Source organism: Micromonospora sp. DT46, assembly GCF_049841735.1.
GTDB classification, from domain to species: domain Bacteria; phylum Actinomycetota; class Actinomycetes; order Mycobacteriales; family Micromonosporaceae; genus Micromonospora; species Micromonospora reichwaldensis.
On sequence record NZ_JBNCKW010000001.1, the window covers coordinates 653095 to 665999 of the forward strand.

The 12905-nt window shown below is 73.7% G+C and carries 12 protein-coding genes and 1 pseudogene; 5 read left to right on the forward strand and 8 right to left on the reverse strand.

Going from position 1 to position 12905, the window contains the following annotated elements; genetic code table 11:
- Positions 1–397: 397 nt before the first annotated feature.
- Positions 398–1411, reverse strand: a complete 1014-nt coding sequence (locus ACLQ20_RS03010; RefSeq protein ID WP_425854041.1) for a potassium channel family protein — start codon at positions 1409–1411, stop codon at positions 398–400.
- A 207-nt stretch (positions 1412–1618) separates the two neighbouring features.
- On the opposite strand from ACLQ20_RS03010, the pseudogene ACLQ20_RS03015 reads away from it, so the two are divergent.
- From ACLQ20_RS03015 to ACLQ20_RS03025, 3 genes and pseudogenes are all read left to right on the forward strand, one after another.
- Positions 1619–2050, forward strand: a pseudogene (locus ACLQ20_RS03015) (helix-turn-helix domain-containing protein); the annotation flags it as partial.
- A gap of 205 nt (positions 2051–2255) precedes the next feature.
- Entirely contained in the window at positions 2256–2855 is a 600-nt protein-coding gene (locus ACLQ20_RS03020) for a ClpP family protease (RefSeq protein WP_425854043.1), read from the forward strand.
- Positions 2856–3102: 247 nt separating this feature from the next.
- Positions 3103–3765 (forward strand): class I SAM-dependent DNA methyltransferase, encoded by a 663-nt coding sequence (locus ACLQ20_RS03025; RefSeq protein ID WP_225852290.1) that lies wholly within the window; start codon positions 3103–3105, stop codon positions 3763–3765.
- Positions 3766–3774: 9 nt separating this feature from the next.
- Here ACLQ20_RS03025 and ACLQ20_RS03030 read toward each other — a convergent pair whose 3' ends face one another.
- The 6 genes from ACLQ20_RS03030 to ACLQ20_RS03055 are packed head-to-tail and all read right to left on the reverse strand — an operon-like array spanning position 3775 to position 9379.
- Entirely contained in the window at positions 3775–4752 is a 978-nt protein-coding gene (locus ACLQ20_RS03030; RefSeq protein ID WP_425854045.1) for a zinc-binding dehydrogenase, read from the reverse strand.
- Positions 4753–4797: 45 nt separating this feature from the next.
- Complete coding sequence (locus ACLQ20_RS03035) at positions 4798–5574, reverse strand: ABC transporter ATP-binding protein (protein WP_327030394.1); 777 nt, start codon at positions 5572–5574, stop codon at positions 4798–4800.
- Positions 5571–6590, reverse strand: a complete 1020-nt coding sequence (locus tag ACLQ20_RS03040; RefSeq protein ID WP_327030393.1) for a FecCD family ABC transporter permease — start codon at positions 6588–6590, stop codon at positions 5571–5573. The genes ACLQ20_RS03035 and ACLQ20_RS03040 overlap by 4 nt, the downstream gene beginning before the upstream one ends.
- Complete coding sequence (locus ACLQ20_RS03045; protein WP_425854047.1) at positions 6587–7576, reverse strand: FecCD family ABC transporter permease; 990 nt, start codon at positions 7574–7576, stop codon at positions 6587–6589. The genes ACLQ20_RS03040 and ACLQ20_RS03045 overlap by 4 nt, the downstream gene beginning before the upstream one ends.
- Complete coding sequence (locus ACLQ20_RS03050) at positions 7566–8381, reverse strand: siderophore-interacting protein (RefSeq protein ID WP_358115194.1); 816 nt, start codon at positions 8379–8381, stop codon at positions 7566–7568. The genes ACLQ20_RS03045 and ACLQ20_RS03050 overlap by 11 nt, the downstream gene beginning before the upstream one ends.
- Positions 8378–9379, reverse strand: a complete 1002-nt coding sequence (locus ACLQ20_RS03055) for an ABC transporter substrate-binding protein (protein WP_425854050.1) — start codon at positions 9377–9379, stop codon at positions 8378–8380. The genes ACLQ20_RS03050 and ACLQ20_RS03055 overlap by 4 nt, the downstream gene beginning before the upstream one ends.
- 104 nt (positions 9380–9483) lie before the next feature.
- On the opposite strand from ACLQ20_RS03055, the gene ACLQ20_RS03060 reads away from it, so the two are divergent.
- A complete protein-coding gene (locus tag ACLQ20_RS03060; protein WP_425854052.1) occupies positions 9484–10335 on the forward strand; it encodes a helix-turn-helix transcriptional regulator in 852 nt (283 codons plus the stop codon).
- A 182-nt stretch (positions 10336–10517) separates the two neighbouring features.
- Complete coding sequence (locus ACLQ20_RS03065) at positions 10518–10913, forward strand: RidA family protein (protein WP_151455537.1); 396 nt, start codon at positions 10518–10520, stop codon at positions 10911–10913.
- Positions 10914–10993: 80 nt separating this feature from the next.
- Here ACLQ20_RS03065 and ACLQ20_RS03070 read toward each other — a convergent pair whose 3' ends face one another.
- On the reverse strand, positions 10994–12868 hold the full coding sequence (locus tag ACLQ20_RS03070) for a BTAD domain-containing putative transcriptional regulator (protein WP_425854053.1): 1875 nt from the start codon (positions 12866–12868) through the stop codon (positions 10994–10996).
- Between the last annotated feature and the right edge of the window lie 37 nt (positions 12869–12905).

The window sequence follows — 12905 nt, forward strand, 5'->3', positions numbered from 1 at the left end:
CCGGCGCGGCCGCCCCCCCCGCCCCTCCCCGCCGGGGCGGCGGCCCGCCCACGGGCCAATCCCCCGCACCTGGGGCCGCCCCCCCCCGGGGGCGCACCCTTCTCGCGGTTGCCGGAACCCGAGAGCCGGGGCCGCATCGCCGCGTCACGTTGAGTGACAGGACTCGCCTCCTCGCGATTCACTACGTTCAGTGACAGCGACGTCGGCTTTGAAGCTGGCGCGTATATGGATGCAGAGCAAAGGGCACGGACTGCAGTGGCGCTCGGATGACGAGTTGTTACCGAACGTGACCACAGACGGGTCCGTTGACCATGCGAAGAGCGGTGCCGGCTCGGACCCACGGATCGGACGTCCGCGGCCCGCCACCAACGCCCGACCGATCAAGGGCGACCACGGATCAGGGGGCGGCTGTCGCTTGCGGGCGGTCGTCGCGTACGTGCACCAGCATGTCGCCGGTCTCGATGACCGCGCCGGCCTTGTCGGCCAGGGTGACCACCTTGCCCCGCCGAACCAGGGCGATTACCAGCGATTCCAGCTCCCGGGGCGAGCGGCCCACCTCGGAGCGCTCGGCGGAGCGCATCGCCAGCGCCATGCCCTGGCCGGGGGTGAGCAGGTCCTCCACCACGTCGATCAGCGGCGGGGCCGAGGTGGACAGGCCCAGCAGCCGGCCGGCGGTGGCCGAGGAGACGATCACGTGGTGGGCGCCGCTCTGCTTGAGCAGCGGGGCGTTCTCCGCCTCCCGGGCGGCGGCGATGATCCGCACCTGCCCGGCGGTGAGCTGCCGTACGGTCAACGCCACCAGGACCGAGGCGTCGTCGCTGTCGGTCGCGATGATCACCGCCTTGGCGTTGCGTACGTGCGCCTCGTTGAGCACCGACGAGCGGGTCGCCGAGCCCTCGATCGCCACCAGGCCGGCCGAGGTGGCCTGCCGCAGCGCCGGACCGCTGCGTTCCACCACCACGATCCGGGACTTGTCGAGCCCGTTCTCCATCAGGGCGGAGACCGCGCTGCGGCCCTTCGTGCCGTAGCCGCAGATGATGACGTGGTCCTTCACGGCTCTCCTCCACCGCGACAGGCGACGCCCGGTGCGGTACTGCTCGGTCAGCACTTCCAGGGTGGTGCCGACCAGGATGATCAGGAAGATCACCCGGGCGGGCGTGATGTAGACGACGTTGATCAGCCGGGCCGTCTGGCTGACCGGGGTGATGTCCCCGTAGCCGGTGGTCGAGAGGGTGACCACCGCGTAGTAGAAGCAGTCGAGGAGGGTCAGCGCGTCCTCGTTGACGTCGCGGTAGCCGTCCCGGTCGAGGTAGACCACGGCGACGGTGGCGAAGACCAGGCCGATGGCGGCGGCCAGTCGGAGACTCAGCGCGCTCAGGGGGCCCCGTCGCTGGGCCGGAAAGTGGATCACGTGAGGGCCTGTCCCGGCCCTGTCGTCGCCTGCACGACCACAACATAGCGGCCAGCGCGGATCTCGCACGGCGGGGTCGTCGACCCGGGTCACCACGGCTCACCCCACGGCTCACCCCACGACGCGCGGCACGACGGGACGACCCGCGCGCCCGACAGGGGGCATGATGGGGGTGTCCCGGACGACGAGCCCGAGAGTGAGGCCCGCATGTCGTTGCTGCGACGAGTGATCGGCGGGGTGCTGCGCCGGCTCCGGCTGCGGCAGGGCCGCACGCTGCGCGAGGTGGCCGAGGCCGCCGGAGTGTCGGTGCCCTACCTTTCCGAGGTCGAACGCGGTCGCAAGGAGGCCTCCTCGGAGGTGCTCGCGGCGATCTGCCGGGCGCTCGGCATCCACCTGTCCGACCTGTTGGAGGAGGCGCGCGACGACCTGCGTCGGGTCGAGCCGCGCATCCCGTCCGCACCCCGGGCCGGCCTGGCCCGGCTGGAGCGGGCGGAGGTCGGCCGGCCCGACGCCGCCGCCCCGGCCGTGCGGGTCGCTCCCCGGGCCGGCGGCCCCCTGCTCCACCTGGCTCCGCGTTCGGGCGGCACGACCCTACGGGTCGGGCGGCCCACCTCCGCCGTGGGCGGGCGCTCCGGTCCGCGTACCCGCGTCGCGCTGGGCTGCGGGCGGACACGGGCGGGCGCGCGGACATTGACCGTCGTCTAGGCCGGCCGGTTCTGCCGTCGGCTGATCTGCCGCCGGCAGAATGGCTGGCCCCGCGCGTCCTGTTCCGCGCAGGCTGGAGGTGCCGGTCCCCCGGGCGCCCCTCCGGTCGCCCGCCGGCAGTGCTGGAAGGGCGGACGCGATGATCGGTCTCGACGTACGGATGTTTGACGGTGGGCAGCCGTCCTTCGGCGACCAGGTGTTCGACCGGCTGCTGAAGGAGCGGATCATCTTCCTCGGCACCGAGGTCACCGACGCCTCGGCGAACCAGATCTGCGCCCAGATGCTGCTGCTCGCCGCCGAGGATCCGGGGCGGGACATCGTGCTCTACATCAACTCGCCGGGTGGCTCGGTCAGCGCGGGCATGGCCGTCTACGACACGATGCGGTTCGTCCGCAACGACGTGGCGACGGTGGCGCTCGGCTTCGCCGGCTCGATGGGGCAGTTCCTGCTCTGCGCGGGCACGGCCGGCAAGCGTTACGCGCTGCCCCACTCACGGATCATGATGCACCAGCCGTCCGGCGGGATGGGCGGCACCGCCGCGGACATCACGATCCAGGCGGAGAACATGCTGCACGTGAAGCAGACAATGCAGGAGCTGATCGCCCGGCACAGCGGGCGCAGCCTGGAGGAGATCCAGCGCGACTGGGACCGCGACCGGTGGTTCACCGCCGAGCAGGCCCGCGAGTACGGCCTGATCGACCGGGTGGTCACGAAGGCCGAGCAACTCCCGGGGAGCTGACGGAGCCGGGCCGCGACGGGAGGCAGCGACACCGGCGCCGGACGCGCCCCCTCGATCCGCGTCCGACCTCCGGTACGCGATGGCCATCGCCGTGCTGGCCGCCGATACGACGGAGCCTATTCCCGCCAGTGGGAATCCGCGCGGACTGCCGGCGCAGCGTCTTGTGCACGAATCTCGTTACGTCCGCCTACGCCGCGTAGCGCAGGTGTTCGCCGTTCGGCGCGCAGGACCGGTAGCGTGCCTGGGCGTGATCGAATCCGAGCACCCGCATGACACCCGATCGTCCTACGACGCCTTGGCCGTCGACTACGCCGAGCGGTTCCAGGACGAGCTGGTCGCCAACCCGTGGGAGCGGGCGGTCCTCACCGCCTTCGCCGACCTCGTGCGCGCCGCCGGGAACGGACCCGTCGCCGACGTCGGCTGCGGCCCCGGCCGGCTCACCGGGTACCTGCACGGGCTCGGGCTCGACGCGTTCGGCATCGACCTCTCCCCGCGGATGGTCGAGGTCGCCCGCCGGGTCCACCCCGACCTGCGCTTCGACGTGGGCGCGATGCCCGATCTGGGGCTGCCCGACGCCTCCCTCAGCGGCGTCGTGGCCTGGTACTCGACCATCCACGTCCCGGACGACCTGCTCCCGGCCACCTTCGCGGACTTCCACCGGACGTTGACGCCTGGCGGTCACCTGGTCCTGGCGTTCCAGGTCGGCGACGAGCCGCTGCACCTGACCGAGGCGCTCGGCCACCCGGTCTCGCTGGAATTCCGGCGCCGCCGACCAGACCGGGTCGCCGAGCTGCTGACCGACGCGGGGCTGGACGTCCGCGTCCGGCTGGTGCGCGAGCCCGAAGCCTTCGGGAGCCAGCCGGAGCGCACGCCGCAGGCGTACCTGGTGGCCCGCCGGCCGGCCGGCTGAGGCGCCGGGTCAGCGTGCGACGGTGAGCACCACCTTGCCGAGCGCCCGGCGTCCCTCCAGGTCGGCGTGCGCGGTGGCGGCGTCGGCCAGCGGGTAGGTCGAGACCAGCGGTCGCCACCAGCCCTGCCCGGTCAGCTCCAGCGACCGGGCGGCCAGCACCGGGATGCCGCCGGGCAGGGCGCGGAGCCGCTGACCCAGCCAGCCCACGGTCAGGCCCCGACCGACGACGTCGCCGGTGTCGATCCGGGTCGCCTCGCCGGCCGACCAGCCGAACATCATGAACCGGCCGCCCGGCCGCGTCAGCTCCAGGGCGGCCCGGCCCACGGCGCCGCCCACCCCGTCGTACACCAGGCTCAGGCCGCCGACCCGGTCCCGCACCGTCCCGACCCAGTCCGGGTGGCCGTAGTCCACCACGAGGTCCGCGCCCAGCTCGCGCAGCTTCGCCGTCCGGTCGGCGCCGCGCGCCGCCGCCACCACGGTGGCGCCGGTCGTCCGCGCGGCCTGCGCCAGCAGCCAGCCGACCCCGCCGGCCGCCGACGGCACGAAGACGACGTCGTCCGCCGTCGGCGGCTCCAGGTCGAAGATCCCGAGTGTCGTACGGCCCGTGCCCACCGCGGCCACCGCCTCGGCGTCGGTCAGCCCCGGCGGTACGGCGTACAGGGAGCCGACGTCGGTGACCGCCTGCTCGGCGTACCCGCCCGGCACCATGCCCAGGTGCGCGACGACCCGCCGCCCGCGCCACGCCCCGTCCACGCCCTCGCCCAGCTCGTCGACGACGCCGGCGACCTCCCGGCCGGGGATGGTGGGCAGGTCGGGCAGCGGGAGCGGGCCGCCGGCCTCGCCCCGGCGCAGGGTCGTGTCGAGCAGGTGCACGCCGCTGGCCGACACCGCGATCCGGACCTGGCCGGGGCCGGGTGTCAGGTCGGGCAGGTCGTCGAGCACCAGGTTTCCGGGGGGACCGAACTCGTGAAGCCGAATGGCACGCATGTCCCCATCCGACAACCTCAATCCCGCTTCAGGTCAACCCCGGAGTCAGACGGTCGGCACCACCATCGGGGTCCCCGTCGCCGGGTTCGGCATCACCAGGCTCGGCAGGCCGAACACCTCGCGCATGAGGGCGGCGTCCACCACGTCGGCCGGCGGCCCCTGCGCGACCACCCGGCCGTCCTTCATCGCCACGATGTGGTCGGCGAACCGGCACGCCTGGTTGATGTCGTGCAGGACGGCGACGATCGTGCGCCCCTCGTCGCGCAGCCGCGCGAAGAGCGCCAGCAGCTCGTACTGGTGGGTGATGTCGAGGAAGGTGGTGGGCTCGTCGAGCAGCAGGTACGGCGTCTCCTGGGCCAGCACCATCGCGATCCAGACCCGTTGCCGCTGGCCCCCGGAGAGCTCCTCGACGGGCCGCTCGGCGAGGTCCGTGACGCCGGCCACCGCCATGGCCGACCGGACGGCCTCCTCGTCGGCGGCCGACCCGGTGGCGAGCAGGGACTGGTGCGGGTACCGGCCCCGGGCGACGAGCCGCCGGACGACGATGTCCTCCGGGGCGACGAGGCCCTGGGGCAGGAAGCCGACCTGACGCGCGAACCGCTTCGGCCGGTGCTCGGCGACGTCCCGGCCGTCGAGGCGGATCGTGCCCGACGAGGGCGTGAGCAGCCGGACGAACGCCTTCAGCAACGTCGACTTCCCGCACGCGTTGGGCCCGACTATCGCCGTGAACGTGCCGTCCGGCACGGCCAGGCTCACCCGCGTCGACACCACCCGCTCGCCGTAGCCGAGCGTGACGTCCTCCGCGGTCAGGCGGCTGGTCACCGTCGTTTCACCTCCATGCCGAGCAGCCAGATGAGATAGCAGCCGCCGATGGCCGTCGTGACCACGCCGACCGGCAGCGCGACCGGCGCCAGCAGCACCTGCGCGACGAGGTCGGCGGCCAGCAGCAGCACCCCGCCGGTCAGCGCCGCCGGCACCAGGGGCACCCCGGCAGCCCGCACGAGCCGCCGACCGATCTGGGGCGCGGCGAGGGCGATGAACACCACCGGCCCGGCGATCGCGGTCACGGTCGCGGTGCAGCCGACGCCGGCCAGGACCATCAGCAGCCGGAGCCGGCCCAGGCGTACGCCGGTGGTGCGGGCGACCTGGTCGCCCAGCGCCGCCTGGTGCATGGCGTGGGAGATCACGACGAGCAGCAGCACGAACAGCCCGATGACGGCGAACGGGAGACGGACCTCGGCCCAGTCGACGCCGTTGAGCGAGCCGGCGCTCCACCCGGTCGCGGCGAGCGCCACGTCGATCTCGGCCCGCAGGACGATCCAGGAGTTGAGCGCCGTCAGCATCGCGTTGACGGCGATTCCGACGACGATCAGCCGGAGGCCGCTGAGCCCGGAGTCCAGCGACAGCACGTAGATGACCGCGGCGGCCAGCAGTCCGCCGGCCACCGAGCCCGCCGCGAGCTGCCCGGCGGTGCCGTTCAGCACCGTGATCGCCACCAGCGCCCCGGTGTACGCGCCCGCGTCGAGGCCGATGACGTCCGGGCTGCCCAGCGCGTTGCGGGTCAGGTTCTGGAAGACCGCCCCGGCGAGCCCGAGGGAGGCGCCGAAGACCAGCGCCGCGGCCACCCGGGGCAGCCGCCACTCCCGGATCACGAAGGCGGACTCGCCGCCCCGGGTCAGTGCGGTGAGCACCTCCGCCGGGCTGGCCCAGTCCTGCCCCTGGCAGAGCCCCAGCAGGGCGAGGGCTGCGGCGACCGCGACGAGCGCCGACGTCACGACGGCGGTACGCCGTTCGACCTCGACCATCACCGGCCCAGCCCGCAGCGTCAGCGTGCTCACAGCGCCGCCGTGCCGTAGCGACGGACGGCCCAGATCAGCACCGGGCCGCCCAGGAACGCCGTGACGATCGACACCGGCACCTCGCCCGTGGGCAGCAGGATCCGCGACCCGACGTCGGCGGCGAGCAGCAGGAACGGGCCGAGCAGCATCGAGTACGCCATGATCCAGGGAATCGAGTCGACGGCGAGCCGCCGCGCCAGGTGCGGCACCATGAGGCCGACGAACGCGATCGGCCCGGCGACGGCCGTGGCGACTCCGGTGAGCAGCGTGACGAGCACCAGGACGGTGACCCGGATCCGCGTCACGTGGGCGCCGAGCGCATGGGCGACGTGCTCGCCGAGCGCCAGCGCGTTCAACGGCCGGGCCGCGACCATCGCGGCGACCAGGCCGGCCACGGTCACCAGCACGGGCAGCGCCAACGGGGTCTGCTCGGTACCGGCCATCGCCCCCACCGACCAGAACCGGTACCGGTCGAAGACGTCGGGGAAGGTCAGCCGCAGGCCGAGCGAGACGCCCATCAGGACCCAGCTCAGCGCGACGCCGGCGAGGACCAGCCGCAGCGGCGAGGAGCGCCCGACGGCGTGGACCGCGACCGCCGCGGCGACGGCACCGGCCACCGCGAGACCGAGCTGACCGGCCTGTGACCCGGCGACGCCCGCCAGGACACCCAGGTTGATCGCGAAACCGGCCCCGGCGGTCACGCCGAGGATCCCGGGCTCGGCCAGCGGGTTGCGGGTCAGGGTCTGGATCAGCACGCCGGCCGCGCCGAGGGCGGCGCCGACGCAGACGCCGAGGATCGTGCGGGGCAGCCGGATGTCGCGTACGACGAGGTGGTCGGTGGTGCCCGCGAAGTCGGTGAGCGCCCGCCACACCTCGGCCGGCGCGACGGGGCGCGCCCCCACGACCATGCTCGTGCCCGCCGCGACGACGAGCAGCGCGGCGGACACGAGCAGGAGCGTCGCCCGTCGGGGCAGGTCAGTCTTCAAGCCCGGCGATCCCGCGTTTCCAGTACCCGGTGATCAGCGAGTCCAGGCGGTCCCGGCTCCAGGCGCGCAGGGGCCTGATGTCGGTCGCCTCGCCGGCCGCGAAGAGGAACGTACGCCCGGCCGGCAGGCGCAGCGACCGCACCTCCTCCGCCAGCGTCGAGCCGGTGCCCTCGCGCACCAGCCACGTCACGGCCACCCGGTCGCGCGGCGCCAGCGGGTAGCCCCGTTCGGCGGCGTCGTCGACCTCGGCCACCAGGTGCGCCGACACGTCGGCCGGCGATTCCTCCAGCCACCGCGCGACGGCCGGCAGGGCGGTGGCGTCGACGGCGAGGACGTAGTGGTCGTAGGTGTGCGGGAACGCCTTCGCTCCGGGCGGGCCCGCGATCGTCACCTCGTCGCCCACGGCCGCCGTGGCCGCCCACGTCGAGGCGACGCCGCCGTCGTGCAGCACGAAGTCCAGGTCGAGTTCGTTGGTGGCGGGGTCGTACCGGCGCACCGTGTACTTGCGGGTGGTCGGCAGCGGGCGTGGCCAGTCGAGCATGCCCCGGCCGTCCGGGACGGGGTCGCGGCGGGTGCCGTCCGGGTCGGGGAAGACGATCTTGACGTGGTCGTCCGCCTGGTAGGTGTGGAAGTCGGCGAGGGCCGGGCCGCCGAGGGTCAGCCGCAGCATGCGCGGGGTCAGCTGCCGCCGGGCGACGACCCGGACGCCGCGCACCCCGATCGGGTAGCCGATCCGGGCCGTACCGCTGCCGGCGCGGTGGTGGGCGGCGACCCGGCCGGCCGGATCGTGGCGGTCGACGGTCATGACGCGAGCAGCGGCGCGAACGCCTTGTCGACGGAGTCGAGGGTCCTGAGGGCAGACTCGTACGTCGCCGCCTCCGTGTACTGCAACGGGAACACCCGGCCGGCCTTGACCGCGGGCAGGTTCTTCCACAGTGCGGAGTCGAGCACCTGCTTCACCGCCTCGGCGGGGGTGCCGTCGGGCTGGAGCGTGTACGTGATCGCGTCGGCCGCGCCGAGGCTCTCCGGCAGTTCCTCGATCGCCGGGTACTCGGTGACGTCGAGCCCGCCCCCGCCCTTCTCCTTGACCTCGCCGTAGTAGGTCACGCCCACGTCCTGGGCGATGTTGGTGCCCCACGACTTGGCGAACTCGCGGTGGAACGTGCCCTTGGAGATGTCGCCGTACGCGCCGACGTGCCCGAACTTGAGGCTGGCGAGGGCGTCGCCGTACTTGGCCTTCAGCTCCCCCGCCTTCTTCTCGTACGCGTCCTTGGCCGCCTGGAAGTGCGTGGTGCGCCCGGCGGCGTCGGACTGGCGGCGGGACAGCTCGCGCCAGGCGTCGGGGACCGTCGGGCCGATCGCCACGACGGGCGCGATGCTCTCGAGCCGCTTCATGTCGATGTCGCCGAGGACGGGCTTCGGCACGCCGATCACGATGAGGTCCGGCTTGGCGGCGGCGATGGCCTCGTAGTTGGTCTCGGCGGCCGCCTCGCCGGCCACCTTGGGCAGCCGGTCGTAGGTGGCCCGGTCCTGCGCGGTCATCATCGCCAGGCCGCGCTTCCAGGTGGAGATCCCCACCAGGGCGGCGTCCGCCTCGATGAGGACCGGCACCGCGTATCCGGTGGCGACGACGCGCTCAGGGTCGACCGGGATGGTGATCTCGCCGTTGTCGGCGGAGAAGACGCGGGTCCCGGCGGAGCCGTCGGACGTCGCGGCGGATTCGGCGCCGTCGGAGCCGCAACCGGTGACCACGGCGAGCGCCAGGGCGGCGGCGGCCAGACGCCAGTGCTGTCGTACGGACATCTACTGATCCTTCGAGGGGCTGCAAGGGGGTGGCAGCCCCGCTGGGCTGCAAAGCTTAGGCTAGCCTTACCAAAGGTTCCGGGATGTCGACGAGAGGTCAACCCATGTCGGGGAGAGGTCAGAGCGTCACCGTCACGGAGTCCCTCGCGGCGGATCCCGTCAGCTGCGAGGAGTTCGGCTACGGCCTCGGCCAACCCGACGGCATCCTCGTCCTGAGATACCGCTCGGTGACCCGCCTGGCGTTCGGCGAGAACCGGCAGGACTTCCTGCACCAGCTCTACTGGTCGCCCGACGGCCTGCTCTCCGCCCGGCACGGCCGGCACACCAGCTTCATCGGCCCCGACGAGGTGTTCTGGGCCCACCGGGCGGTGACCCACGAGGTGCAGGCGGCGGACCGGCAGACCGTCTACCGGATCTGCCTGCGCGAGGTGCCCGCCGCCCTCGACGGGCTGCGGGCCGGCGTCGCCGCCATCGACGCCGAGGCGGCACGGCTCGTCCTCGCGCTCACCGACCCCGGGTACGACGAGCGGGACGCCCCCGAGGCCCGCGGCCGCATCATGGCCGGCATCGGCGTCCCGTCCCACCCGGCCGACGACCGGCAGGCCGGCCGGCCCGGCGTCGCGGTGACGGTCGCCATGGCGCTGGCACACGACCCCGGTGACACCACCGGCCTCGCCGAGTGGGCCGAACGCCTGCACGTCAGCGTCAAGACCCTGCAACGCGACTTCACCCGCGAGTTCGGCATGTCGTACTCGCAGTGGCGGACGAAGCTGCGCCTGCGTGCCTCGCTGGCGCTGCTGGAGACCCGGCCCGTCGGGGAGGTCGCCCACCGCATCGGCTACGCCAGCCCGTCCGCCTTCATCGCCGCCTTCGCCCGGGAGTACGGCTACACGCCGGGCCGCGCCGCCGCGATGAGGCACACCGCCGACGAGCCCCGAGGGGCCTCCCGCCCGTAACTGACGTTCCCACGCCGAAGACACCCCTCGGAAAGGTTGGGTCGGACCCCGATCCGGGTACCAGAAGACACCCGGACGAGACGCGGTTCCGGTCCGTCCGGGATTCGGTCCCCCGGGACGACCTTTAGACTAAGGTCACAGTCCGTAATCCGGATTCCCCCGGACAATCGGAAGGACTACACGTGATCGAGACCATGCAGATGAGGCCGATCAACCCCGAGTCGGTGCCGGAGGCCACGGGCGGTTACCACAACGCGCTGGAGGTCCAGACCGCCGGGCGGATGCTGTTCATCAGCGGGCAGATCCCCCAGTCCCGGGACGGCCACGTCCCGGCCACCCCCGAGGCGCAGTGCCGGCTGGTCTGGGACAACATCCGGGCCGTCCTCGCCGACGCCGGCATGGACGTCGACAATCTGGTCAAGGTGACCACGTTCCTGGCCGACCGCCGGCACGCCGACGTCAACACCAAGGTCCGCAACGAGGTGCTCGGCGCACACCGCCCCGCCCTGACGGTGATCGTCACCGGAATCTTCGACCCGGAGTGGATCATCGAGATCGAGGCGATCGCCGTCGCCTGACCGGCCCGTCCGACGGCCGACCCGGCGACGATCACCCGCCGGCAGCCGGGCCGCCGTGCCGCGTGCCCGTCCGGGCCGGCTCACCGGCGCGGTCGGGCAGTCGTGGTGGGATGCTGACCGCGCAGGGCCACGACCTGGTCGCACTCCGGGCTGCGGCCCAGTTCGCGTACGTGGGCACGGACGAGCTCGGGGATCCGGTAGCGGCCGTCGGGCAGCGCCTCGGCGAGCCCCGCGTCGACCAGGCGTTCGGCGGCGACCTCGGCGGCGGCCATCGGCTGGCCCGACAGCGCGGCGAGGTTCGACACGCCGACCAGGCCCCGGTCCAGTCGACTCAGCAGCCGCAGGGCCCGCAGCGCCACATCGTCGCCGTCGCCGTACCGGGTCAGCACCCGTACCGCGCCGGCGAGGCAGTCCCGGATCGACATCGACTCGCAGACCAGGGCGTCGAGCCGGGCGGCGGGATCGGCCAGCCGGGCGGCGAAGGCGGCGAGCGACCAGTTCTGCCGCGTCGCCAGCCGGGCGGCCACGATCCGCAGGGCCAGGGGCAGTGCGTCGCAGCGCTCCACGAGCGTCCGCGCCGCCTCGGGCTCGGCGTCCACCCGCTCGGCGCCGAGGTGGTACCGGAGCACGTCGAGCGCGTCGTCCGTGTCCAGGGCGCCGACGGAGACCCGGGTGGCCCCGTCGAGGGTGGTCATCCCGGAGCGTGAGGTGACGATCAGGGCGCATCCGACGGGCACCGGCCCGAGGACGCGTACCTGGGCGGCGGTCGCCACGTCGTCGAGGACGACCACGACCCGACGGCCGGTCAACAGGGCGGACCAGCCCGACGCGGGGTCGTCGCCCGTCGGCGACGACAACCCGAGCGACTCGGCCAGGACCCGCACCGCCCGGGCGGCCTCCGCCGGCCCCTCGGGTGTCCCCCCGCCCATGGGCACGAACACCGACCCGCCCGGGTGCTCCGCGGCCAGCTCGTGCGCGGCGCGCACCGCCAGGGCGGTCTTGCCGGCGCCGGCCAGCCCCTGGACCACGCCCGGCCGCCCGGACCGCACTCCCTTGACCAGCCGGCCCAGCTCGACCCCCCGCCCGTGCAGGGCCACCGGGTCGGCGGGGAACCGGGAGGCCGGCGGGCTCGGCGTGACCACCCGCACGGGTGGGCGGGCCCCGGGGTGGTGCAGCCGCAGCGCCGGATCGTTGCGCAGGATCCGCTGTTCCAGGTCGCGCAGGGACTCGCTGGGCTCGATGCCCAGCTCGTCGACCAGCAACCGCCGCAGGTCGCGGTACGCGCCCAGGGCGACCGCCTGCTGGCCGTCGCGGTACAGGGCGGTCATCAGGTGGGCGTGCAGGCGCTCCCGCAGGGGATGCTGGCTGACGAGCACCTTGAGTTCCGGCAGCAGCATGCCGTGCCGGCCCAGCTCCAGCTCGGCGCCGATGCGGGCCTCGACCGTCGCGATCCGGGTCTCCTCCAGGCGGGCCACCTCGGCCATCACCAGCGGGGTCGGCCGGACGTCGGCCAGCGGGGCGCCGCGCCACAGCGCCAGCGCCGCGTCGAACCCCTCGACGGCGGCGTCCGGCAGGCCGGCCGCGAGATCGGCGTGGGCCTGCCTGATCAGCCGCTCGCACTCGCCGATGTCGATCGTCTCCGCGGCGACCACCAGGCGGTAGCCGGGACTGCGGGTGGTCAGGACGCGGCCGTCGCGGTCGTTCAGGGCGCGGCGCAGCCGCCACGCGTACCCGGCGACGAGGCCGCTGGCCGAGGCCGGCGGGTTGTCGTCCCAGAGTTCGGCCACCAGTTGTTCGAGCGACACCACCTGGTCGGCCTTGAGCAGCAGCATCGCCAGCAACGCGCGCTGTTTCGCCGAGCCGATCCCCCGCCACTGGACGCCGTCGTGGAACTCCACCGGCCCCATCAACCGGAAACGCAGGCGGGCGGGTGGTGCTTGCCGCGGGATGGGCATCTCTGCTCTCGATTCGTGAGCGTGGTGGGAGTCGGCG